Origin of the sequence: Rhodococcus sp. IEGM 1306, assembly GCF_036541985.1 — a bacterium.
In the GTDB taxonomy this organism is placed as follows: domain Bacteria; phylum Actinomycetota; class Actinomycetes; order Mycobacteriales; family Mycobacteriaceae; genus Rhodococcus_F; species Rhodococcus_F qingshengii.
Genome location: NZ_JAZHFF010000001.1, coordinates 485,586 through 509,863 on the forward strand (window position 1 = coordinate 485,586; position 24,278 = coordinate 509,863).

The window sequence follows — 24,278 nt, forward strand, 5'->3', positions numbered from 1 at the left end:
AACAACATGTCAGAGAATGAGACCATGGCGAGAGCCGAATCCACCGAGGGCAGCAGCGTGGCAACCGAACGACAGTCGACGACGAAGGTAATTCGCGCGGCCATCGTCGGTACCGTCGTCGAGTACTACGACTTCGGTATCTACGGATACATGGCCACGACGATCGCCGCGCTGTTCTTCGTTTCCCATGACCCGAACGCAGCACTGCTCGGTACCTTTGCAGCATTCGCCGTGGCCTTCTTCCTACGCGTGCCCGGCGGCATCTTCTTCGGCCACATCGGCGACAAGTACGGCCGCAAGAACGCGCTGTCCTGGACCATCCTCCTGATGGTTCTCGCGACAGCCGGAATGGGCCTGCTGCCGACTTACGCCACGTTGGGTGTGTGGGCGACGTCCATCCTGGTTCTGGCTCGTTGCCTGCAGGGCTTCGCGGCCGGCGGTGAACTCGGCGGCGCCAACGCGTTCGTCTCCGAGTCCGCTCCCAAACGGTGGCGTGCGACGCAGACCTCGATGGTCAATACCGGCACCTACCTGGGTTCGCTGGCAGCTTCGCTCATGGCCCTCGGCCTGACGTCGGTGTTCTCGCAAGAGCAGATCCTCGAATGGGCTTGGCGTATCCCGTTCCTGCTCAGCCTGCTGATCGGTGGCATCGGTATCTGGATCCGCAGCCAGATGGAAGACACTCCTCAGTTCGAAGAACTGCAGGACAAGGGTGAGACCAAGAAGCTTCCCATCCGTGAGTTGCTCAGCACCTCCGGTGGCAGCGTCGTCAAGATCATCCTGCTGGGCGCACTCATCACCGGCGGTTACTACATCGCCTCGGTGTATGCCGCGACGTACCTGCAGACCACCGGCGGTCATTCGTCGCGCGTTGCTTTCCTTTCCACTTCTCTTGCACTGGTTCTCGGCGTCATCACGTTGCCGATCTCGGGATACATGGCAGACAAGTACGGGCGTCGGCCGGTGCTGTTCGCCGGTAGTGCCGCCGCAGTGGTTCTCGGAATCCCGATGTTCATGATGATGGCCGGTTCTGGCATCTGGCAGGCGGTTGTCGGTCAGTCAGTGCTCTTCATCTGCGTTTCCGTTGTCAACGGTGCTTCGTACGTGACCTATGTCGAAATGCTGAAAGCATCTGTGCGGTACAGCGGTCTGGCATTGGGTAACAACGTCACCAACATGTTCCTCGGTGGCACCGCGCCTTTCATCGCCACCTATCTCATCAGCTTGACCGGTAACTCTCTCGCTCCGGCTGGATACTTCGTCTTCTGTGCGGTGATCACCCTCGTCACGGTCTTCTTCATCAAGGAGACCAAGGGTGTTGAACTGCAGGTTGATTGATCATCGGGTAGAACAGGAGCCTGACCGTGTCCCTCGCTGACAAGCAAGAAATCACCGAAGTTCTGTATCGCTACGCTCGGGCCGTCGATCGGAAGGATTTCGACAGCGTGGCCCTCTGCTACTTCGACGACGCGATAGACAACCACGGTGGTTACATCGGAACCGTCGACGGGCTGATCGAAGACATGAAGCTCAGACACAAGACGATCGACTCGTCGATTCACTGCATTTCCAACATACTGATCGACGTCAACGGCGATGTCGCTCAGTGCGAGTCGTACTGTTTGTGCTTTCTGCGGCAAGAGCGTTCCGGTACGGATACGGTGCAGACGCTTGCGACGATCAAATGCCGTTACGTCGACAGGTTCGAAAGGCGCCACGGTGAATGGCGAATCGCCGATCGGATTGTCGTGTTCGACGAATCCCGTGAAGACGTGATCGAGAACATCCTGTCCACGGACTGGGTGACGCAACGTCGATCCTTCGACGATCCGGTGTACACCAGGACGCCTTGACCAGTAGTGCAGACGAAGGCCTTCACACACATCGTGTGTGAAGGCCTTTCGCCTGTTCACTTCTCGTGTCAGCTCACTGCGCCCGGTGCGGCGACCTCGGTCAAACGGCCGTCCGAGAGCCTGAGCCAGCGTTCGACTTTGACCTCGGCCAGGAATCTCTCGTCGTGGCTGACCACCACGAACGCCCCCTGATATGCATTCAGGGCACTTTCGAGTTGAGCAACGCTCACCAAGTCGAGGTTGTTGGTCGGCTCGTCGAGAAGAAGCAGCTGCGGGGCCGGATCGGCGAAGAGAACGCACGCCAATGTAGCCCGCAGTCGTTCACCGCCCGAGAGTGCAGCGACGGGAAGATGAGCACCCGCACCCCGAAAGAGGAAGCGCGCCAGGATGTTCATGCGTTCCGGTGCCGGTAGGCCTGGAGCAGACAAGGCAAAGTTCTCTGCGACGGTGCGTGCGGGGTCGAGTAGGTCGAGCCTCTGCGACAGGTATGCCACTCGACCGTCGGCTCGCGTGATCTCACCGGAAGTCGGCGCCACACCCCCGTTGACGATGCGTAGCAACGTCGACTTTCCGACGCCGTTCGGCCCGGTCAACGCGATACGCTCCGGTCCTCGAATGGCCAGGTCGATTCCGGAGTCGGCGAAGATCGCATGATCACCGAACGCGAATTGCATTCGCTCACCGAGGAACACCGTCCGGCCGGCGGGTACATGTGTGCCAGGCAATTCGAGTGAAATCGTCTGGTCGTCTCGAAGAGCGCGGCCCGCTTTGTCGAGTCGGTCCTTCGCCGCGTCGACCCGGGCGAGGTGTGTCTCGTTGGCCTTGCCTGCCGACTCCTGAGCATTGCGCTTCATGGTCCCCGCAAAGATCTTGGGCAAGCCCGCGTTCCCGAGATTGCGGGCAGCGTTACTTGCGCGTCGCGAAGCACGTTCTCGGGCCTGCTGCAGTTCGCGCTTCTCGCGCTTGACCTCTTGCTCGGCGTTGCGGATGTTCTTCTCCACCACTTCGCGAGCCGAGCGTGCCGCGGCTTCGTAGTCGGTGAAATTGCCACCGTAGAAGCTGATCTCGCCGCTGTGAAGTTCGGCGATGCGGTCCATGCGGTCGAGTAGTCCTCGATCGTGACTGACCACCAACAGACAACCACTCCAGTCGTCGAGAACGTCGTAAAGCCTGCGGCGCGCGTCCAGGTCGAGGTTGTTGGTGGGTTCGTCGAGGAGAAGGACATCGGGGCGTCGCAGGAGTTGCGCCGCCAGTCCGAGCGAGACGACCTGCCCGCCGCTCAGAGTGTCGAGGCGACGATCGAACGTCATGTCGGCCAAACCGAGTCGACCGAGTTGGGCTCGCGTTCGTTCCTCGATATCCCAGTCGGACCCGATTGTCGTGAAGTGTTCTTCTCGTGTGTCCCCGGATTCGACTGCGTCCAACGCAGCGAGCGTCGGGGCGATCCCCAAGACCTCGGCAATGGTCAGATCGCCCGTCAGTGGCAGGTCCTGCGGAAGGTATCCGAGAACGCCGTCGACGGACACACTGCCGGCGCGCGGCCGCAACTGGCCGGCGATCAATCTGAGCAGAGTGCTTTTCCCGACGCCGTTCTGGGCCACCAGCCCGGTTCGGCCGCCGGGCACGGTGAATGACAATTCGTCGAAGACCGGAGTGTCGTCCGGCCAGGCAAAAGACAGATTCGAGCAAACGATGTAGGTATCGGACATGAATAGACCTCAGGTGTTGTGCGGGCGCGGCAACGCTGCTCCGCGAAGAGTCGGGTAAGTGAACGACAACATGGCCACGACGGCAGCGCTCCGAGGCGTCTGCCGGTGGCCGTCATGCCCGGTTTTATCCGGAGATGTCGAGTTCACCAACCATGTCTGATCCTTCTTGGTCTGTGTTGTTTCATCCGACGATAACAGGAGCCGGTATCTACATACGAGCAATACCGGCGCAGAGAAGTTCGACCAGTCGTCGATACACCCGATCCGGGTCGGTGCCGGCCGGTTGTCCCTCTACCGATTCGAGGATGCAGAAGCCGTGCAGCGCACTGCGAAGAGACCACGCCGCCTGCTCCGAATCATCCGGGCTCAGACCGTATCCCGCGATCACCTTGTTGATGACGTCGACCACCTCGCCGACGGCGGAGACCAGATCGGGATGCGGAGCAGTGGGGTAGCGGTCGGTGATGGCGTAGAGCCCGGGGTGTACTCGGACGAACGCACGCCATGCGTCCGCGAGCGCCATGACGGCGTCGTCGCGCGAGAGACCGACCGCGGCGGCACGCAGTTGTTCGGCGAGAAGGCTGCGTGCGAGGAGGCTGAGTTGATGGTGGACGTCGTCGACCCCGTCGACGTGTTTGTACAGCGCTGACTGCCGGACGTCGAGGGTCTCGGCGAGTTGACTCAGTACCAGAGCGTCGGCGCCTTTGCTGTCGACCAGATCGGCTGCGGCAGCGATCACGCGTTCACGGGTAACCGGAGTTCTCATGCACGCATCTTCCCTGTATGACAGGCTTCGCGTCGGTGATACATTATCACCATGAGTGATGAAGTATCGCCACGCGAGCTGTCCGGCGATCAACTACGCCGTCGTGACCTGCGCGTAGTCGTCACCGGTGCATGCATCCTCGGGTTGACCTCGGTGCTCTACGAACTCTCAGGAGTGTCTCCGTCGACGGGTGCATTCTTTCGGTGTCTCTATGCGCTCATCCCTCTCGGCATGCTCGTGCTCGTTCAGCGTCGTCGGTCACCCCGGCCTTCGGTCTCGGCGCCCTGGATCGTGAAGTCTCTACTTGCCGGCGCGTTCCTCGGAATCGATCTGGTGCTCTGGCACGAGTCGATTCATTCGATCGGGGCAGGTCTTTCGACTGTGATCCTGAATTTGCAGGTGCTGTTCGTCGCAATCCTCGGCTACGTTGTCCTGCGCCAACGGATCGGCCGGGAACTGGTCGCCAGCCTTCCGTTGCTCTTCGTCGGAGTTGCTCTGGTAGCCGGGACGAGCACAACGCTCACCGGGTCGAATCCTGCTGTCGGAGTGTCGTTTGCCGTGATCGCCGCAGGCGCGTACGCGGTCTACATCTTCCTCATGGGTCTGGCTACTCGGGCGGCGGGCAGAACGGCGTTGCCGATGTTCGTCTCGACGGGAGCCACTGCCCTCACGGCAGGTGCATACGGCCTCGTGAGTGGAACTTTGGATCTGACACCGTCACTCGTAGCTCAAGGTTGGCTTGTGCTGCTCGCGTTGGTATCTCAGGTGATCGGGTGGCTGCTGGTAGCCAGCGCCAGTCAGCGTCTGCCTGCCAGTGCAGTCGCCGCCAGCCTCGTGTTGCAATCGGCGTCAGCACTGTTGTTCGGCGCGGTGATGCTTGCGCAGACCCCAACTCTCGTCCAACTTGCAGGTGCCGGAATGATTTTGGCCGGAGTGGTTGTGGCGACGCGGATACCCGCGAAGAAATCCTCGACGACTGTTGTCGGAAAACGAATGGAGACAAGCGTATGACCACTGCGGCTGACCACATCTACATCAACGGCGACATCAGGGCCATGGACGGTGCGGTCGGCGACAACGCGACCGCTGTGGCAGTCAAGGACGGCAGATTTGTCGCCCTCGGAACTGACGCCGAGATCTCGGCGCTGACCGATTCCGAAACCTCCGTTGTCGATCTCGCCGGAGCGGTGGTTGTTCCGGGGTTCATCGAGACGCACCTTCATCCGATGATGTGGGGTTTGATGCTCAGTGGGGTCGACGCAACGACGAATACGTGCCCGACCATCGAGAAGTTGATCACGGCGTTGGCCGCGCGGGCCGCGATCACACCAGTTGGCGAGCCCATCGAAGCGTGGGGCTTCGACGACAGCCTCGTGGCGGAAGATCGAGGCCTGACCGCGGTTGATCTGGACAAGGCTTCCACCGATCATCCGATTCTGGTGCGGCACTTGTCTGCTCACGGGATCTATGTCAACTCGGTCGCACTGGAGAAGGCCGGAATCGATGCCACCACGGTCGATCCGGAAGGTGGTGTCATCGTTCGGGACAGCGACGGTGTACCCACCGGTGAACTGTGCGAGGTTCCGGCAATGTCTCTGGTGCACGGACTTGTTCCGGATATGAACCCGAACGCGTCCAAGATCGCGATGCTGCGCGCGCAGGAAGTCATGGCGTCGGTGGGCGTGACGAGTTTCCACGACATGTACGTCACGGCCGAGATGTACGAGGCGTACCGGCAACTCGACGCCGATGGTGACTTGAGGCTGCGTGCGCGCCTCTATCTCGGCCACGGGGTGCACGATCAGTTGGGTGAACTCGCCGATTCGACAGACCGAGTTCGTGTGGGCGGCGTCAAACTCATTTCGGACGGGTCGATTCAGTTGCACACCGCTGCGCTGACCGCGCCGTACCACGATCTGGGCGGATGCCACTGCGGCGGAATGGCAATCCCGGCAGGTGCGCTCGGGGCACTCGTCGAGGAACATCACGCTGTCGGCCGACAGGTTGCGATTCATACCAACGGTGATCGGGCCATCGATTTTGCATTGGACGCAATTGCAGCGGCACGGACGGCGCACCCGGACATCGAAGTTTCGCATCGACTCGAGCACGTTCAGACGTTGCGGGAAGATCAGATCGCGCGGATGGTCGAACTCGGGGTGGTGGCGTCGATCTTCGTGAACCACGTCTACTACTGGGGTGACCGGCACCGCGATCGTTTTCTCGGACCGGGTCGCGGCGAGCGGATCAGCCCCGTGGCGTCGGTCGTGGCGGCGGGGCTTGCCTACGCGCTGCATTGCGACTGCCCTGTCACTCCAGTGAACCCGCTCTTCACGATGAACACCGCCGTACATCGTGTGACGCGAGAAGGTCACGTTCTGGGTGCGGAGCAACGGGTTTCCGCGTCCGAGGCGCTAGCCGGCTACACAAGCGCGGCCGCTCGTCTCACCGGTGAGTCATCGGACAAAGGTCGGATAGCGGTGGGACTTTTGGCGGATTTTGTTGTGCTCGACGGAGATCCGTTGTGCATCGATTCGACAGACTTGAATGAACTGTCGGTCCTGCGCACGGTTGTCGGCGGTGAGACCGTCTTCGAGGTGTAGGGCCTCCGCCTTAGTTTGTTGCTCGATTGTCGCTGCTTTCAAAGCGGAGGCAATCGAACGATCCCCAAAACAAACCAAAAGTTTGTAGAACTTGTTTCAGGTGAATTTCCGACTGTTTGGACCATCCGGGCGAAGGTTACTTCAGCAAACGGGTTGCAACAAAGTGCTGCGTCTTTTAAATGATCCAGGTGAGAGGCGATTCTGTAGTCAAGTTCAGGTTTCAACAAGCTTCTGGACATTCGACCAGCTTTTCGCCAAAAATTCCTGATACGTGTGGTAAAAATCTAAACGACGCAAGCGGACGTCGACAGCACGAGAGAGGAATGACCCGTTCGCGAGAACGGCTCGCAATCTTTCCGCAACACGCTCTCGCTCTGCACTTACCGCTACGACCCCTCACTGACCACGGATGAACGAAACCCTCTGCCCGTACCAGGGCGCACATGACTGGATCCGACCAGCTTTCTCACCCTGCAAGCTCCCCGCCACGGGGACCAGACGAAAAGAGTGTTCTCCATGAACAAGGCAACCAAGGGCGCAGTCGCGGCCGGTGCAGCAGCACTTCTCCTCGCCGGTGGCGCGGGAACCATGGCGGCGTGGAACGCAAACGCACCGATGACCGGCGGAACGATCACCGCAGGTCATCTGACTCTCAGCGCCGATCCCTCTGCTCTGCCGAGTTGGACCGTCACCAATGGGGCAACAACGGAAACCAATGTCGACATCGCGAGCTATCGCGTTTCTCCCGGTGACAAGATCACCTACACAAGCAAGGTAAAGGTCGGTATCGACGGTAAGAATCTCAAGGCTCAAGTGGTTGCCGACACGACCACGATTACCGGCTCGTTGGCTACTGCCCTGACAACCACGACCTCAACCACCCTCGCGGGGCAGCCGCTCACTCAGCTGACTGAAGCCAACGACGGCACGACAGTTGACGTTGTGGTGACCTTCGACTTCCCTAAGGGCACAGTGTTGCCTGACAACACAGCCAACAACGCCAGCCAGGACCAGACGGCAAGCTTGGCGAACTTCAACGTCAAGCTTGAACAGGTCTAAGGCTTGCGTAAGCACTACCGTTGGTGGGCAACTGCCGCCGCGCTGGTCATCGGACTGATCTTCGTATCGGTGCAACAGACCAGCGCGCGGTGGACGGCCGCTGAAACACTGTCCGGTGGCACGATCCAGTCCGGGATCCTCGACCTGACGGTGGGCAGTGCCGGGAGCGGCCAGAGCAGTTACGACTTCACTGCTCTGGGCGCCACCGGTATGTTCCCCAACGCATATGCACAGGCTCCGTTGACAGTTCACAACTCCGGTAGCGTTCCACTCAATTACCGGATCCAGAACGTCACGCAGTCTTCCGCTGATGTTCCGCTCGCGTTGGTAGTGACGCCAGTGACTACCGAAGCCGGTTGCCCTGCCCAGGGCGCAGCTGCCGGCACCGCGATCTACGACGGTCCCATGGTCGGCGCTCAGGTACCGACAGCTTCGGGATGGCGCACGGTTGCTGCCGGCAGTACCGAAATCTTGTGCCTGCGTGGCACTGTCGGTCCTGACGTCGCATCGGGTGTTTCCACGAGCGTGCATTTCTCGTTCGAAGCGGAGTCGGTATGACGCACGCAGTGAAGGGTTCTGATCAGAGAACCGGCGCCTGGTGGTGGATCCGCAATATTGTCTCGTGGGCTCTGCTGCTGGGTGTTCTGGCGATTCTGTTGTCGACGGTCGTTGTTCCACGTTTGACGGGGTCGACGCCCTTCACTGTGTTGACCGGTTCGATGCAACCCACCTATCCACCCGGCACCCTCATCGTGGTGAAACCGCAGGACGCTGACCGATTGCAGGCAGGCGATGCGATCACCTATCAGATCGAGTCCGGGAAGCCCGACGTGGTTACGCACCGCATCATCATGGTGCGACTCAACTCCGCCGGTGATCTCACCTTCGTCACGCAAGGCGATGCAAATCCGATAGCGGATCAGAATCCCGTTGTACCGGAGCAGATTCGCGGCAAGGTGTGGTACAGCGTGCCGTATATCGGATACGTGTACAACGCCATCACGGGACAGATGCGCTCGGTGATGCTGACGGTTGTCGTCGGCGCATTGTCGATCTATGCCGTGTTCATGTTCGTCGGATCGGTCCGTGACCGTACCCGGCGACGTTCTGCGTCTGCAGACTCCCAACCTTCCGAACCGAGTGCGTCGGCGCCTCGAGTTGAGCAGCAAGAAAGGCACAGCCATGTCTAAGCACGAGGAGCAGCAGGCGCCCGCCTCGCTCGGTACACGTCTGGTTCGGGGCGCAACCAGTGGCCGCGCACGCGCGACTATGTCCGTGGGAATTGTCCTGGGCCTCGGCGCCGTAGGCACTCTTGCTGCGTGGACTGACAACGCTACTGCGACTTCCGGCGTATTCAGCACCGGTTCGATCGAAATGAAGCTCAACGGTGATCCAGGAGATCCAACCGCCTACGGCTTCACGACTCTGACGAAGACGGGCATGATGCCAGGGGATAGCGTCACGGCGACCCTCCCTGTGCAGAATACCGGTGCTGCGCAGTTCAAATACACCCTGGCAGCAACCGCAACAGGCGAGGCCGCGCTTGCTCCGTTCATGAAGGTGACTGTTCTCGATCAGAGTTGCACGACCGCCATTGCCGGGCCCTTGGGATTGTCGACCACGGCCTCGACCCCGATTATCACAGCGGGACGCCAACTGGCCGCAACGACCGGTTCAGAGACCCTGTGCTTCAAGATGACACTCGATCCAGGAGTGACAACTGCACTGCAGAGCAAGTCGCTCAATGTCTCCTTCCAGTTCGCGGCGACGACGGCCTGAGGTGACCATGTCTGATCACACAACCCCCCGCGGTTCGAGGTCGGCTCGTGCCGGTCGCGAATTGGCACTGACCGTAGGTGCTGTGGCAGGACTGATCTGTGTTGTGGCAGCTACGGCCTCAATGCTGTTCGGCATCAAGCCGCTCGTGTTTCGGTCAGGTTCGATGTCTCCCGAAATCACCACTGGCTCCCTGGCATTGGCCCGTACAGTGCCCGCAACCGATCTCGCAGTGGGCGACGTCGTAAGCGTTGTCAACGGCCAGGGCACGCGCATCACGCACCGCGTGTACGAACTTGACCAGCAGGCCGGCAACTCTGTCACGGTGACTCTCAAGGGTGACGCAAATGCCAATCCTGACGTGGAGCCCTACTTCATCACCGAAGCCGACCGCATCTTCTTCAGTGTCGGGGGACTGGGCTACGCAGTTGCCTGGCTCTCCAGTCCACTCGCGATCTTCCTCGGTGGTGCGCTTGTCGGCGGACTGGTGATCATTGCCTTTCGGCCCAACTCTCGCCGCAGGGATTCGGATGACGGTCCGAGCGGAGGAATTGGCAGCGTGGAGAGGGAAGCCGCTGAAACAATGGAATTTCCGATGGTTTCTTCGGGTAGCGGGACAGACGGACGTCGCTCGGCGTTCTCATTCCGAAAGTTTGCGGTTCTCGGTGTTTCGGTGTTGGCGCTGATCGGTGCCACTCAGGTGAACGGCACTTCGGCAGCTTTCACCGATACGTCTGTAGCGAAGAGTGGTTCGCTGGCAGTGAGTTCCAACGTCTTGCCAGCGATCGGATCGATCCATTGCACGACCAATGGTGGCACCGCAATCGGAAACTCAGACGTTACGTGGCCGCATATCGGATACCCATTCAGGTATATGCCTCGTTACTACAATGGGAATACGTCACTGAACAAAGTTTGGCCACGCGATCCAGGAGAGAATGCAACGCCTGGAACTAATGTGGCCATTAATATGGTCTGGAACGACGGTGGATCAGCAACGGGCTACACCTACACGCTCCGTGTCTACACCGTCAATCGACTCACCGGACAAGAGTCAACCGATTGGCGTGGATACAGGCTGAAGCGAACGCTGGCGAATCTCTCGCTCGTTTGTGTGGGCGAGGACAGCAGTATCAGTCCGTCTTCGTTTGCCGTGGATGACCCGGAGTCGGCGCCACTCGCACGTGGAGTGGTACCAACAACCACTCCTGTTGATTCGACGGTCTCCACGGCTCCGACGACCACCATGACTCCGTCGGTGTCGCCCTCGACCGTTGACCCGACAGTCACCACAAGTGCGACGAAAACGGCGGAGCCTTCTACTAGTACGAAGGTTGAGTCGCCGACTTCGACGACGACAACCGACACAACGACAATGACTACCACGGAGACCAGCGATGCTTCAGTACCGATCGCGGCCCCGGAGGCGTCGGCCTCGGGCGTATTTACTGCGGCCCTGATGCAGACGCGTACGGGTGCCGCAGTAGTGATTACCGACCGCGTGGGGACACAAGTCTCAAGCTCGCCGGTGAGTGCTACCGCAACGGCGATGTGGCAGTCCGACGCGGACGAGCTGTGGATCATGGACGGCGCCAACGTCTATCGCGTCAACGCCGAAACAGGGGTCTCGGAAAAGAACCCCTCCGGCGAAGCTCCCGCAGAGATCGCTGCCTGGATCGACGGGCAGAAGTGATGAATACAGAAGAGACGGAATTCGGGAACGGGAGAGTTCGAATGAATAATCGCATCGTTCCCGCAAGTCGATGGAATACGCGACTTACCAAAATTATCGGCGCATCGCTGGTCATGCTCGGAGGGGCGGCATTCCTGACTGGCTGTGCTGATACCGGCTCGTTGGGTTCGTCCGGCGGCGGTAAGCCCACCACGACCACGTCCGTTCCGGCCACAACTACGCCTGTGGTGACTACTCCGGTCGAATCCGGTTCGTTGGCGCTGAAAACCGTCACCGCACCTACCTGGACGGATCAGAACGGTCCGATCGATCTGTCGACGATGGTTGTCGTGCCGGGCGACGTTCTGACCTACCACGCCAGTTTCGCGTTGGAGATCAAGGGAACTGGAATGAAGGCAAAGCTGTCGACCAGTGATCTGGGTGTCTCCGGCGGAGCTGCGCTGGTTGCCCAGCTGAAGCCGGTCACCGAAGTCAAGCTCGACGGGGTGCCAGTGCCTGTCGGTGCCGACGGAACTGTGGTCAGTACGGCGAAGGACGGCAAGATAGTCGACGTGGCAATACGTTTCACCTTCGACAAGGATTCCGCGACAGCGTTGTCGATGGATCAGTCGTTGAACTTGGCGCGATTCGACGTGAATCTGGTGCAGATTCCCGCATGATGTCGGTGCGGACAACACGAGCGCTGTAGCTGTTCAGAAGTGAGGCCGGGTAGCAAATCTGCTATCCGGCCTCACTTTGTGAATTGTTGTAGGGGAGGTTATCCGATGAATGTGACCGGCTTGCCGAGCGATCCGACATCAAGCGATCCGGAGTTGGTAGATCCGGTCTTCACTGATCCGGTGTCGAGTGAACCGAAGCTCGCCGACCCCAAATTCAGGGAACCGAAATCGAGTGATCCGGTTCCGCCGGGCGTGACGGGTGTATCGGTGGAATCGAGTGTGAGGTCCACACTCCAGTTCGGCGTAATACTGCCGTTCTGCGAAGAATTCCCTGCCTCGACGGGCATTCCGATCACGAAGGCAACCTTGGCACTTTGGCCCGGTGCGAGGCGGACCGAGTTCAACTGGGTCCCTGGTGTGGCGGCATTGCCGGTGGCGGTGAGCGGATTGCCGGTGACGCCGTTTACGTCGACACGAAGGAAGGCTTCCATGCCGTCGCTGATTTCGTAGTCTCCGACGTAGAAGTGTGCCTCACCTGCGCGGTCCGATGCGTTTCGGACGTAGAATGTGGTTGTGTTGGTCCCACCCGGGATGAGTATGTCTGTGCTCCAGACGATTTTGGAAGTATCTCCCCAGGTCGAGTTGTCTGCGGAGTACTCGATGATTCCACTCTCACCGTCCGCTGCGTGAGCGAGCGACGGCATCAGTGCTCCGCCCACCAGTGCAAGTACGAGGGCCGTGAGTATCCCTATGACTGTGCTCCATAGCGCGCCAGGCTTTCGAGATGAGTAACTGGTAGTTTTCATAACCCGAATTCTAGTCGGACAAACGTCCAAGGGTGAGGAGTTGTGAGAGTTAACTGTCTGTTGTGCAACCATTTTCGGAAGTTTGATCAATAATCTGCGAGGGAGCTGAAAATGAACTGTAATCGGAGTGGATGCGACACGTAGATTGGGGCGCGGATAGCTGGACGATCGCTTGTCGAGTGGGTTTCGATGCCGACTATTCGGGGTAAAAGATTCTCATCTGCAATGGCTTCAGTCGCTGCAGAGATGTTGATTCGGAATTTGGATTTTCTCCCAGATTCAGTTATCTTACTGCAAAGTAGGTAGGATTCGGCAATCGATCGGGGCGGTGCCGACCTGAGTACAGGGATCGATATGCGGATGAACCTGGGGGCAGGTGTTCGGCGACGTCGTTGGGCGCGCGACGTATTCGCAGCCGCGACGGCATGTGCGCTGGCGATGTCCGCGTTGCTCTCGGTACAGATTTCAGCGTCGGCGTCCGAGCTGGACGAGTACGTGAATTTGCCTTTGGTGAATCGGAATGCCGAACACGGTCCGGGCGGTGTCCATCCCGCGTTGCCGACTGATCTCGGCACCTTGCAAGCCCTTGTGGAAGAAGCCCGCGCCAGTGGTCGCAGTCCGGAATCCTATGCGGCCTTGCTGTTTCAGTATCGATTGGTCGCTGCCACGGAAGCCGCCGGAATCGATCTCTCATCGTGGAATCCGCGCGCCGGAGTGTCGGCTAATCGCACGAACCTGGTGAAGTCGTACCGCTACTACGAGGATCTGCAACTCGGTCACCCGGAATTGCAGTGGGCGGGCATGGGTGGACAGGTTGGTGCGGACTTCGGCGGGGGACTGATCGACTTCGAACTGATGGCGGACATGTACTCGTTTCCGAATCTGCAATATGTTGCCAATTCGATAGTTTCTCAGGTCACGGATCAGGTTGGCGTGCAAGCGCTGAACCAATTGCCGGCAGGGCTGCGCGCACTCGCCGCGGTGGGCAGGAACGTCACAGCGGACGACTTGGATTATGTGCTGGGGATGATCCTGGTGATGCAGAAGAACATCTTCTCGGATCTGATGCCGATGCATCAGGCATACGTGGATGAAGGACTTCCCGCGCTGGAAGAAATGCAGAGTGCCGGAATGTTCGGTCAGGATGTCATGGACGCCTGGCGTGATGTAGCTTCCGGCGATTCGAATCGGATTGCACGTGGGAACGTAGCACTGCTCCAACGTGAGCAAGGGATGATCATCCGTGACCAGTGGGATACCGTGCGCGCCTACAAAGGTGATGTGGGAGAGGCGATCACTTACGCATCGACTGTCGCCGGTTCACCTTCGGTCGCCGGCGTCGTACCGCCTCGCTCGTTTCGGTCTCTCGAGTTCGCGACGACACTGGCGGACGGACGCACCGCGACAGTGACACTGCCCCTCCCGGATTGGAACTGGTCGGTGTACGAGGAACGGTGGGACTACATCACCTCACAGCTCTTGCCGAAGTACCGAGCGATGGTCGAAGAAGATTGGCCACGGCTCGTAGCCACATTGAGTGTTCCCTACGAAATTCAATTGGAGAGTCACCGCCCGATGGTGACCCTCCCACAAACTCTCGAATCGGCCCTCTCCAGTTTGAAAGTGACGGTTCAGTGATGTCGTCGGCGACATTCCGAAGGTTGGCGCCGCCGGTAGCGCTGACCGTTGCGCTGGTTCTGCCTGCGACTGCTGGGGCCGAGGCCCCAGGCAGTGGTGTTCCAGACGATGCGCAAGCTCCGGTATCCCAGGAGTTTCGGACCGATACTCCCACTCTGGGAGAGATTTTCAACGGGTTCACGGTCGGTGCGCTCAGGTCGGGGGAGTTCGCATCGGAAGACGAGATCTTCACTGCGCTCACCGCCGATGATCCGTTTTACGACGAGCCGGTGTTGACCGGCGCCGAGCGTCCCGGTGACCTCCTGAAGTCGAAGAAGGTGGATGTACTGTTCACCGGATACAAACCGGGACAGCTCGACGCCTACAAGATCATGTATGTCACAACCGGAATCGACGGTTCGACGCCGGTAGTGAGCACTGGAATCATGATGATCCCGATCGACGGAACGCCGGCGTCGGAGAAGAAGATCATCAGCTATCAGGAGGCCAACGACAGCGTCGGCGGCTACTGTCATCCGAGTTCACACTGGACCGGCGGCGATCCGCTGGACGGCGCCTCCTGGTCGGCCTTGGGTCCGCTGGCGCTGATGTTCGGAAAAGGTTATGCCGTAGTAATTTCCGACGTCGGGAACAACGGAGACCGTGATCCCCACGGGGTCTTCGCGGGTAAGTTCGCGGGGCACGCGCAGTTGGATGCCGTGCGCGCAGCATTTCAGGTGGAGGATTCCGAGCTGAATCTGGATGCGGAGATTGTGTTGTTCGGAATCGCTGGTGGTGGAGTCGGTTCGGCATTCGCCGCCGAATCTGCGCAGTCCTACGCGCCGGAACTCGATATCGTCTCGACAGTCCTCGAGGGCATGGTGATCAAGCCCCGAACATTCATGGAGACAACAGATTCCTCGGTCGGCGCAGGCTTCGGATTTGCGACGCTCCTCGGTCTCGAACCGTGGTATCCCGAGATGAAGTTGAACGACAAGCTCAATCCCGTGGGCCGAGCGATTGCCGACGTGTACCGGGATGAGTGCCAGATGCCGGCGTACTTCACGCTTCCGTTCGTACCGCTGGCGAGCCTTTTCGAGCCGGGGATCGATCCGATCACAGAACCCAGTTTCCAGCGCGCGTACGACGACAACGTACTGGGCCACGGTGCTCCGGCGTCGAAGGTATTGATAACGTCGTGCGCAAAGGCCGACTCCCCGATGTCACTTGTACCGGCAGCTGATGCGCGAGAACTGGCGGATACGTACAGGAGTGGAGGGACCGACGTGAGCTACCAGCCCACCGACTGCAGTATGGACCGCGCATTCACGAATCCATACGGTTGGGGAACTGATCTGTTCGGAATGCAGACGATCGACTGGATAGCCCACAATTTCGACAACTGAGTGAAACTATCCGGTGACAGCGAGACACAAACTCTGATGGCGGCGCACGAACATGCTGGGGACCCAACGGGGTGGGGATTCGGAATCGATTGTGAAGTGTGAACTGTTTTCGAGAATGACTGCGATCGCGGTCTTTGCTTCCAGACGAGCCAGCGCGGCCCCGACACAGAAATGTGCTCCTTTGCCGAAGGCGAAATGTGCTCGGGGATTGACTCTGTCGAGGTTCATCACCTGTGGTTCGACGAACGACTCGGGGTCGCGGTTCGCCGAACCCCACAGCAGTATGAGATGACTGCCGGCGGGTAGTGCCAATCCACCGAGTGTCGTGTCCGCGTTGACATGTCGGTGATGTCCGCGAAAGGGTGACTCGAGCCTGAGCGTTTCTTCCAGGAACGCGCCCACGAGTAGAGGGTCCTCGCGCAGCTGCGTCTGAATCTCAGGGCGCTCGGCGAGCAACCGTGCAGAGTTGGCGATCAGTCCGGCGGTCGATTCGCCACCCGCACCGACGAGTTGCACCAACATCAGCACGGCCACGTCTTCGCTGAGTTCGCCTGCGTCACAGCAACGGACGAGGTCTCCGAGTAGATCATCCACCGGGTGAGCCCGTGCCTCACGAAACTTGCTGTAGAGGTACCCGGTGAGTTCGGCCGCCGAGGTGACGACGCCTGTCAACCGTTCTGCGGTCACGATGCCGCTGAGAAGTTCGGTGCTGTCGTACGACCACGCCAGCAATTGGGGGACGTCGTGTGCCGGCAGGCCGATCAGCGTGGCAACCATCTGCAGCGGCAGCGTGTCCGCTACCGACGTGACCCATTCGATCCGTCGACCGTCGAAGCCGTTGTCCCACAACTGCTGCGTGTACTCGGTCATCACCGGCTCGAGTGCTCGTATACGTTTGGCGACCAGTGTCGGCAAGACAAGTTTGCGCTGGTGTTGATGGTCTGGCTCGTCGGCAGTCGCGAGAACGTGAACAGCTTGGCCGCCGCCGTTCATGTCGAAGGTCACGGCCGAACCGTCCGGTGTACGAACCAGCACGCCGGTGAGGTTGTTAGAGAAGTCGTCGGTACGGGAAACGGCTTCGGTGACCAATTCCCACGTGGACACCAGATAGAAGTCGGTATCAGGAATGCGGTACACGGGGTGCTCGCGCCGGAGTACGTCGTATAGCGGGTACGGGTCGTCGATGTTCGACGGCAGGAAAGGGTTGATGTCGAGCGTCGATGGTGTCACGAAGGGAAGATTTCACGGCCGTCGAGGAGAAGTCAACAGGTGGAAAATGCCTCTGAACTGGCATTTTGAGAAAATCTCACGCACTTCAACCCCCTCGTACTTCTCCCAGGTCAGAGGCTCGCGGCCTTCCGTAGCCTTGAGATTTCTGACTGAATCTGTCTCAGAGTGAGACGAGGTGACGGAGAGTGACCGGTGCAAACGAGCGCCGCGCCGCCGACTGGTTGGCCGGCGGTAACCGCCGTGAACTCGCAACCGAGCGCATCTTCGCGGCTGCGGCAGAGCTGATTCGAGAACAGGGATTCGATCGGTTCAACGCCGACGACGTCGCTGCCCGCGCAGGCTGTTCGAGGGCAACGCTCTACCGCTACGTAGGTGGCAAGTCCGCGATCCGCGAGGGGTTGTTGTCACGAGGCGCGGCATCCGTGGCGAGCCAGGTCGCGACTGCCGTCGAATCACTGCACGGCGACGAGCGCATCGTGGAGTCGATCCTCGTCGCCGTCGACGCGATCAGATCCGACGCTGCCATGAGCCACGGCCTTGCGGCAGCGCGGGCCAACGGAATCGACGAGTATCTCGTGTCCTCGCCGTTGCTCCCGCGTACTGCACTGGAACTTGCAGGATTGGATCCTGAAGGTCAAGAGTCGCAGTGGGTGGTTCGGATCGTGTTGATGCTGTTGGCGTGGCCTCTTGCAGACAGGGCCGCCGAACGAGGGATGGTCGAGTCGTTCATCTACTCCTGAGCGGGATTCCGTGTTCGTTAACGGTGCATCGGATCGTCGCTGCTGTAGACGGTTCGGTTCATTGCTTCATTCCTCGGCTCGGTACTCTGAGCTTGTCCGCTGCCGCGAAGGAGAGAGTCACGATGGTCGTACGCAGGCCCCGCGACCGTAAGCAGCAGATTCTTGCGGCTGCAGGTGAGCTTTTCCGTGAGCACGGTTATCACAACGTGTCTGTCGCTCAGGTGGCTGCTGCAGTGGGAATCACGGCACCTGCGCTCTATCGGCACTTCAAGAACAAGCCGGATCTCCTCTACGCCGCGGTCAACGCAGGCATCGAATCGCTCTACGATCGGGTCGCAGGTGCCGAGGATCTGAAAACACTGATCACCGAACTTGCGGCATCGGTGTCCAAACGTCGGGGTCTGTCGCTCCTGTGGCAGCGAGAGGCACGCTATCTGCCTGACGAGCAACGTGAGGAAATGCGTTCGACCCTCAAGAGTGCAGCTTCGCGCGATGCAGTGCTGATCCGAATTGAGCGTCCCGACCTCGACGAAGAAGACAGCTATCTGCTCGCCTGGGCTGTCATCGCAGTCTTCAACAGTGTGTCTTCGCATCGAGTGTCCTTGCCGAGGCGTCAGATGGAACTGCTGCTTGTCGAGTTGGCAGACCGCGCTGCCTACACGGAACTGGGTCGTTCAGAAGTGAAAGTCGTGGCGGCAACAGGTCACCTGCCCGTTGTGATACCCAGACGTGAACTCTTGTTGACCGAAGCAATTCGGCTGTTCGACGAGCGTGGATATCAGGCAGTCAATACCGAGGACATCGGTGAGGCTGCAGGAACGACAGGCCCGAATGTGTACAACCACTTCGATGCCAAGATCGACCTGCTGATCTCCGCGGTCTCGAGGGGCGGCGAGCGTCGCCGGCTCGGCGTTGCGCAGGCTCTCGGCACCGCAACCGGCCCGGAGGACGCGCTGTCCGGATTGCTTGCCGCACATATCGATTTCGCGATCAACGAGCGTCATTTGATCGGGTTGTTGATCAGCGAACTCGACCAATTACCGGACAAGTTCCGCCGCACGTGTGAACAGAATCAACGTGAGTACGTCGCGCTATGGGTCAAGATGCTCGAAGAAGTCCGTCCGGGCCTCGAGTCCGCCACCGCCAGGATCACCGTCAATGCCACTTTGACAGTTGTGGAGAACGCCGTCCGAATCGGCCGGCTTCGCCGTCGCGACGACCTGTCGGACAGACTCTTCGAGATCGGCTGCGCCCTGCTGCTGGGCGCATGAAAAATTCGGGTAAGCGCCACGGGCGGCGGATCGACTCACGAAACTGATCGGAGGCGTCATGCGTTTCGACGCAACAGAACTGACGATCGAGGAGCTTGCTCTTCAGGCTGAAGTGCGGGAGTACCTCGACAAGCGACTCACCCCCGGTACCTACTCGCTCGGACTCGGGATGGCCGGGGCGGTGGATCCGGTGTTCTCGCGAGATCTGGGTCGACGTGGGTGGCTCGGCATGTCGCTGCCGAAGGAATACGGCGGGGGCGGACGGTCAGCAGTGGATCGATTGGTCGTCGTCGAAGAACTTCTCGCGCGGGGAGCGCCGGTCGGCTATCACTGGATCGGAGACAGACAATCGGGTCCGAGCATCGCCGCCAACGGCACGGAAGAACAGAAGCGGTACTTCCTTCCCGGTATCGCGAGCGGTGAGTTCTCGTTCTCGATCGGGATGAGTGAGCCCGACTCGGGTTCGGACCTGGCATCGGTGCGCACTCGCGCCGAACGTGTCGATGGTGGCTGGAAAGTCAACGGCACCAAGATCTGGACCACCGGCGCCTTCCATTCCACACACATACTCGCCCTGCTTCGAACCTCGGCAGACAAGCACAACGGACTCACTCAGCTGATCGTCGATCGCGACAGCGAGGGCCTGACCGTCTCACCCATTCCGTTCATCGACGGTAGTGAGGACTTCTGCGAGGTGTCGTTCCAGGATGTTTTCGTGCCGGATTCGCGTCGCCTCGGAGACGTCGGAGCGGGCTGGGGACAAAACACCGGTGAACTCGCACTCGAGCGAGGTGGCGTCGACCGTTGGATGTCGCTGATGCCGGTCCTCGAGAACTTCGCGGCCAACCAAGCAGCGCAAGGCGGTCCAGCTGCCCTCGCCGATCTGGGCTCGATTACCGCACGCTGCTGGGCTTTTCGCGGGATGTCGCTGTCCATCGCACGGATGGTCGACGCCGGTCGCTCGCCGGTCACGGAGGCCGCGCTGATCAAGGAGATGGCAACACGCTTCGAACAGGACTGTGTTGCGACCGTCGCGCGGCACCTCGGCCGGGCTCCGGACCTTGCATCCGACGATCCGTACGAGTCGCTGCTCGCCCGGGCCGTGCTGGTGGCGCCGTCGTGGTCGATTCGCGGCGGTACCAACGAAATTCTCCGCACCGTGATCATGAAAGGGTTGGACCGATGAATTCGGGGTCGAACACATTCGACGCTGACCTCGAATCGATGGTCGAGCAATTTTTCGCCGAGAAGTCCGGCACCGAGGTGGTAGCGCGGGCGGAGATCGGCGGTCTGCCCGCCGGATTATGGAGCGCGGCAGTCGAACTAGGGTTACCTCTGGTCGGTCTTCCCGAATCGGTTGGTGGTTCCGGTGGCTCGCTCCTCGACGCCGTGACTGTCCAGCGCGCGGCGGCGAGGCACGCTGCGCCGCTGCCGCTCGCCGAGACGTACCTCGCGGGCAGGCTGGCAACGGCGGGCGGGTTACCCGTGCCCTCCGGAATCGCAACGGTCGCCCCGGGTTCGCCGCGCGACGATGTGCGCCGGACCGACGACGGTTTCCTGTCGGGAACCTTTCACGACGTGCCGTGGGGTAGTGCCGCATCAGTGCTGGCAGCAGTTCTCGGTGATCGCGTCGTACTCCTTGACATCTCCGACGCCGAGATCGGTGGCGGGACGGATCTTGCGGGGCAACCGCGTGAGAGCCTGACGTTCTCCGAAGCGCGGACCATTGACGGCGACAACCCGGTCGATGCCCGGATTCTCAGCAAGCTCGGCGCGTTCTTGCGCTCGGTGCAGATGTCGGGAGCGATGGAGTCGGCGTCGACGTTGACCCGGCGCTATGTGTCCGACCGGGTGCAATTCGGTAGGCCCGTCGCGCAGTTTCAAGCAGTCCAGCAGCATATCGTGACGCTTGCTCAGATGGCTTCGATGTCCACGCTGGCCGTCGATCGCACTGCACATGCACTCATCAGAGGCGACGCCGACTTCGAAGTGAGCGCAACCAAATTGGTGGTTTCGCAGAATGCGCTCGTGAGCGTCCGCGCCGCCCACCAGGCACACGGTGCAATCGGAATGACCCGCGAATACCGATTGCAACAACTGACGCGTCGACTGCACGCCTGGCGATCGGAGTTCGGCGACGAAGTCGCGAGTGCGACGCAACTAGGAGAGGCCGTAGCGGCGTCGCCGTCACTGCACCGCTTGATCACCGACCCAGAACCGACATTGAAGCTGTAATCCTGACCGTCGTAAAGGATTACGTTGCGTTGCAACGAAGATCGCGCTTCAGCACCTTGCCTGCTGCCGACAGCGGCAATGCATCGACGAATTGGAAGGTGCGCGGAGATTTGTATCCGGCTATCAGCGTTTTCACGTGAGCGCGCAGTTCGTCGGCGTCGGCGTCGAAACCATGCCGAAGGACGACCACGGCATGGACACGCTCGCCCCACTGGGCATCGGGCAGACCGATCACGGAACAGGCCGCGACGGATTCGTGTTGTGCCAGAGCGTTTTCGACCTCGGTGGAGTAGACGTTCTCGCCACCGGTGACGATCATGTCCTTGATGCGATCGACGATGAACAGGTAACCGCGGGCGTCGAGGTATCCGGCGTCGCCGGTATGCATCCACCCGCTGCGGAGCACTTCTGCGGTCTCCTTCGGTTTGTTCCAGTATCCGAGCATGACGTGGCTGCCGAACGTGACGATTTCGCCCACCTTGCCGGGTGGGAGTTCCGAGCCGGCCGGGTCGACGATTTTCAGTTCGCAATGAGGGAGCGCGCGACCAGCGCTGCGGAGGAGATCACCACCTTCGAGGTGATCGGCTGGACTCAGCATGCTGATGTGCGCGGTTTCAGTCATCCCGTAGCCCTGAGCGAAGGAACTGTTGGGGAACATTTGCATGACCTGCGCGAGAAGCGTCGGAGATATGGGCGAGGCGCCGTATCTCAGGATCCTGACGCTGGACAGATCGTAGGTGGTTGCGTCTTCGCCCGTTTCGTTTTTGTGGGCGACCAACATCTGGAGCATTGTCGGCACCAGACCCACGGTTGTCGGGCGATAGCGGTCCACGGCCTCGAGGAACGTCCGTGGGCTGAAGTTCGGTACGAAGACCTGAGTTCCACCCATCAGCGACTGAGCCAACCATCCGACTATCCCGGCAATGTGAAACAGAGGGTTCACCGCGAGGTTCGTTCCGTTGCTGATTGCCACGCCGCCTGCCGCGAGAGTGCCCAGCGCCGAGGTCATCAGCGCTTGATGGCTGATCATCACGCCCTTCGGCACTCCGGTGGTCCCGCCGGTGTAGAGGAGTAGTGCAAGCGTGTCGCCGCCGACGCGCAGATCGTCGACCGGAATCGCCTCCGCGATCACCTGTTCGTAGTCGAGCATTCCGTCCGGAACTCGGTCGTTGCCGCAGTAGACGACAGTGGTCAGGCCTGGACACGCCTCGCGAAGGGTAGATCCGACGGAAGCAAAATTCTCGTCCACGAGTAATACCGTCGACCCTGAATCTTCCAGGGCGTACCTGATTTCCGCCGTGCTCCAGCGAGAATTGACCGGACTGGCCACTGCTCCGAACCACCAGCAGGCCAGGAGCGCCTCGTGGTAGTAGTCGGAGTTCGATGCCAAGATCGCGACTCTGTCACCGGTGTGCAGGCCTAACGTCTGCAGCCCGCCCGCGAGCCTCTTGATCCGGTCGACCGATTCGCGAGACGTGCGCACTCGGCCATCGGAGATCGTCATCACCGCTTCGGGCGACGCTCGTAGGGATCGGTGAACGAATTGAGTCAGCTGCATGCGATTCCTCCTGCGAGTGTGCGGCGAGTGCTCTGACTCGGATCAGTTCCGGCACTGATGCTATTGGCCTGACAATTGCCCTCACCCACCGCCTGAAATCATGCCCCACTCCGGTGCAATCTAGACGATTGTCCAGTTAACTCTGACGATTCCATCCTGCCGTGGGGTGATTTCTGCGAGAGTGTCGAACATGCGAGCAATCCTGGTAGCCGGTATGAGTGCGTTCGTGGCGGTCGTCTCGGCGCCCTCTGCCGGCGCCGAAACGACTACGAACCAAGTGCGCTCGTTTTCCGAGACCACGTCAGTCGGGGTCCACAATTCCTACGAGAAGGCGACGTTTCCGTACTTCGCCGACGCTTTGGATTCCGGGGCGTCGTTGCTCGAGCTGGACCTGTGGACCAACGGGGGCGGTCCGGACTGGCGTGTGTCGCACATGAATCCGGTGGCGAGCGAGAGCAACTGCGTCGGCGCTCAGGACGCATCCGGGTTGCGAAGCGGTCTACGAGATCAGGGATTCCGTGGATGCCTGGCAGATATGCGGGCGTGGCACGAGGCCAATCCCGAGCACCCGCCGGTGATGATCAAGTTGGAAATCAAGGACGGGTTCACTGCCGGGTACGGACGTGGGCCCGCGGATCTCGACGCCCTGATTCTCGGGACACTCGGAGACGCGGTTTTCACGCCGGCCGATTTGATGGGGGAGTCCTACTCCACCCCGGATGCCGCCGTCACCGAGCGTGGATGGCCGAGCAATTCCGAAATGACCGGGAAATTTCTGTTCGAGTTGATACCGGGAACGATCGAGGAGGGAAACCCTCTCGATACGGAGTGGACGGACCGGCAGTATGCGACGCACCTGCGAGATCTGTCCTCCGCCGGGCTCGTCGAACTCGGCGCCGCCTTTCCCGCTGTTCACCGTGCATCACCGGGAGACCCACGTCTCGACCGCTATACCGACCCGGGGATCCGTCCGTGGTTCGTGATTTTCGACGGCGACGCTCTCGACTACACCGCCGGAGTCGTGGATCCGAGTTGGTACCACGATCGCGGCTACCTGCTCGTCATGACCGACGCGCACAAGGTCGCTCCGCAGATCGACGGAACCCATGCCACCGAAACCGAGGCGAGCGAGCGTCTCGACCTGTTGGCCGGGCAGCACGCAAGTTACATCACCGCGGACTGGTCGAGGTTGCCGAACGTACTGTCCACCGTGGTGCCGCGTCGGTGATTTTCGAATGGCCGGATCGTGAAGAGCGAGATCTGACGGGCGGCAATTCTCAGGAACAGGGTGCAGGAT

General features: G+C 60.4%; 22 protein-coding genes. 17 read left to right on the forward strand and 5 right to left on the reverse strand.

Translation table 11 applies throughout. The features are described 5' to 3' along the window. Positions 1 to 24 precede the first annotated feature (24 nt). Both V3587_RS02440 and V3587_RS02445 read left to right on the forward strand, forming a co-directional pair. Positions 25 to 1,338 carry an MFS transporter gene (locus V3587_RS02440; RefSeq protein WP_007731424.1) on the forward strand — a complete coding sequence of 438 codons (1,314 nt, stop codon included), beginning with the start codon at positions 25 to 27 and terminating at the stop codon, positions 1,336 to 1,338. Between the two features lie 26 nt (positions 1,339 to 1,364). After that, positions 1,365 to 1,853, forward strand: a complete 489-nt coding sequence (locus V3587_RS02445; protein WP_030535188.1) for a nuclear transport factor 2 family protein — start codon at positions 1,365 to 1,367, stop codon at positions 1,851 to 1,853. A 68-nt stretch (positions 1,854 to 1,921) separates the two neighbouring features. On the opposite strand, the gene V3587_RS02450 is transcribed toward V3587_RS02445, so the two are convergent. Both V3587_RS02450 and V3587_RS02455 read right to left on the reverse strand, forming a co-directional pair. Next, positions 1,922 to 3,562 (reverse strand): ABC-F family ATP-binding cassette domain-containing protein, encoded by a 1,641-nt coding sequence (locus V3587_RS02450; RefSeq protein ID WP_283376074.1) that lies wholly within the window; start codon positions 3,560 to 3,562, stop codon positions 1,922 to 1,924. Positions 3,563 to 3,770: 208 nt separating this feature from the next. Next, positions 3,771 to 4,328 carry a TetR/AcrR family transcriptional regulator gene (locus tag V3587_RS02455; RefSeq protein WP_021332048.1) on the reverse strand — a complete coding sequence of 186 codons (558 nt, stop codon included), beginning with the start codon at positions 4,326 to 4,328 and terminating at the stop codon, positions 3,771 to 3,773. A 51-nt stretch (positions 4,329 to 4,379) separates the two neighbouring features. On the opposite strand from V3587_RS02455, the gene V3587_RS02460 reads away from it, so the two are divergent. The 8 genes from V3587_RS02460 to V3587_RS02495 all read left to right on the forward strand — a co-directional run bounded on the left by V3587_RS02460 (position 4,380) and on the right by V3587_RS02495 (position 12,118). After that, positions 4,380 to 5,339, forward strand: a complete 960-nt coding sequence (locus V3587_RS02460) for a DMT family transporter (protein WP_118606597.1) — start codon at positions 4,380 to 4,382, stop codon at positions 5,337 to 5,339. Beyond that, positions 5,336 to 6,931 carry an amidohydrolase gene (locus V3587_RS02465; protein ID WP_283376075.1) on the forward strand — a complete coding sequence of 532 codons (1,596 nt, stop codon included), beginning with the start codon at positions 5,336 to 5,338 and terminating at the stop codon, positions 6,929 to 6,931. The genes V3587_RS02460 and V3587_RS02465 overlap by 4 nt, the downstream gene beginning before the upstream one ends. 516 nt (positions 6,932 to 7,447) lie before the next feature. Continuing rightward, positions 7,448 to 7,990: an alternate-type signal peptide domain-containing protein gene (locus V3587_RS02470; RefSeq protein WP_283376076.1), complete on the forward strand. Its 543-nt coding sequence runs from the start codon at positions 7,448 to 7,450 to the stop codon at positions 7,988 to 7,990. Between the two features lie 3 nt (positions 7,991 to 7,993). Then, positions 7,994 to 8,548, forward strand: a complete 555-nt coding sequence (locus V3587_RS02475) for a hypothetical protein (protein WP_007731434.1) — start codon at positions 7,994 to 7,996, stop codon at positions 8,546 to 8,548. Next, a complete protein-coding gene (locus V3587_RS02480) occupies positions 8,545 to 9,180 on the forward strand; it encodes a signal peptidase I (protein ID WP_058226215.1) in 636 nt (211 codons plus the stop codon). The genes V3587_RS02475 and V3587_RS02480 overlap by 4 nt, the downstream gene beginning before the upstream one ends. Continuing rightward, positions 9,173 to 9,769 carry a SipW-dependent-type signal peptide-containing protein gene (locus V3587_RS02485; RefSeq protein ID WP_283376077.1) on the forward strand — a complete coding sequence of 199 codons (597 nt, stop codon included), beginning with the start codon at positions 9,173 to 9,175 and terminating at the stop codon, positions 9,767 to 9,769. Before V3587_RS02480 ends, V3587_RS02485 begins: the two co-directional genes overlap by 8 nt. Before the next feature lie 7 nt (positions 9,770 to 9,776). Beyond that, entirely contained in the window at positions 9,777 to 11,459 is a 1,683-nt protein-coding gene (locus tag V3587_RS02490; RefSeq protein WP_007731439.1) for a signal peptidase I, read from the forward strand. 41 nt (positions 11,460 to 11,500) lie between these two features. Continuing rightward, on the forward strand, positions 11,501 to 12,118 hold the full coding sequence (locus tag V3587_RS02495) for an alternate-type signal peptide domain-containing protein (protein ID WP_283376078.1): 618 nt from the start codon (positions 11,501 to 11,503) through the stop codon (positions 12,116 to 12,118). Between the two features lie 98 nt (positions 12,119 to 12,216). On the opposite strand, the gene V3587_RS02500 is transcribed toward V3587_RS02495, so the two are convergent. After that, complete coding sequence (locus tag V3587_RS02500) at positions 12,217 to 12,924, reverse strand: hypothetical protein (protein WP_283376079.1); 708 nt, start codon at positions 12,922 to 12,924, stop codon at positions 12,217 to 12,219. Between the two features lie 354 nt (positions 12,925 to 13,278). Between V3587_RS02500 and V3587_RS02505 the strand changes: the two genes are divergently transcribed. Together V3587_RS02505 and V3587_RS02510 are read left to right on the forward strand one after the other, a co-directional pair. After that, a complete protein-coding gene (locus tag V3587_RS02505; protein WP_283376080.1) occupies positions 13,279 to 14,562 on the forward strand; it encodes a hypothetical protein in 1,284 nt (427 codons plus the stop codon). Next, on the forward strand, positions 14,562 to 15,947 hold the full coding sequence (locus V3587_RS02510; protein WP_378396727.1) for a lipase family protein: 1,386 nt from the start codon (positions 14,562 to 14,564) through the stop codon (positions 15,945 to 15,947). Before V3587_RS02505 ends, V3587_RS02510 begins: the two co-directional genes overlap by 1 nt. Positions 15,948 to 15,953: 6 nt before the next feature. On the opposite strand, the gene V3587_RS02515 is transcribed toward V3587_RS02510, so the two are convergent. Beyond that, the gene (locus V3587_RS02515; RefSeq protein ID WP_283376082.1) at positions 15,954 to 17,177 is read right to left on the reverse strand and encodes a cytochrome P450; all 1,224 of its coding nucleotides are present in this window, start codon (positions 17,175 to 17,177) and stop codon (positions 15,954 to 15,956) included. A gap of 185 nt (positions 17,178 to 17,362) precedes the next feature. Between V3587_RS02515 and V3587_RS02520 the strand changes: the two genes are divergently transcribed. The 4 genes from V3587_RS02520 (at position 17,363) to V3587_RS02535 (ending at position 21,423) form a co-directional block, all read left to right on the forward strand. Next, positions 17,363 to 17,917: a TetR/AcrR family transcriptional regulator gene (locus tag V3587_RS02520; protein WP_007731448.1), complete on the forward strand. Its 555-nt coding sequence runs from the start codon at positions 17,363 to 17,365 to the stop codon at positions 17,915 to 17,917. Between the two features lie 122 nt (positions 17,918 to 18,039). Then, entirely contained in the window at positions 18,040 to 19,188 is a 1,149-nt protein-coding gene (locus tag V3587_RS02525) for a TetR/AcrR family transcriptional regulator (protein ID WP_174519474.1), read from the forward strand. A gap of 58 nt (positions 19,189 to 19,246) precedes the next feature. After that, positions 19,247 to 20,374, forward strand: coding sequence for an acyl-CoA dehydrogenase family protein (locus V3587_RS02530; protein WP_283376083.1), 1,128 nt, complete (start codon positions 19,247 to 19,249; stop codon positions 20,372 to 20,374). Beyond that, positions 20,371 to 21,423: an acyl-CoA dehydrogenase family protein gene (locus V3587_RS02535; protein WP_283376084.1), complete on the forward strand. Its 1,053-nt coding sequence runs from the start codon at positions 20,371 to 20,373 to the stop codon at positions 21,421 to 21,423. Before V3587_RS02530 ends, V3587_RS02535 begins: the two co-directional genes overlap by 4 nt. A gap of 19 nt (positions 21,424 to 21,442) precedes the next feature. On the opposite strand, the gene V3587_RS02540 is transcribed toward V3587_RS02535, so the two are convergent. Further along, entirely contained in the window at positions 21,443 to 22,981 is a 1,539-nt protein-coding gene (locus V3587_RS02540; protein WP_058226208.1) for an acyl-CoA synthetase, read from the reverse strand. Between the two features lie 190 nt (positions 22,982 to 23,171). Here V3587_RS02540 and V3587_RS02545 point away from each other — a divergent pair, with 190 nt between their 5' ends. After that, positions 23,172 to 24,209, forward strand: a complete 1,038-nt coding sequence (locus V3587_RS02545; protein ID WP_007731453.1) for a phosphatidylinositol-specific phospholipase C domain-containing protein — start codon at positions 23,172 to 23,174, stop codon at positions 24,207 to 24,209. Positions 24,210 to 24,278 lie beyond the last annotated feature (69 nt).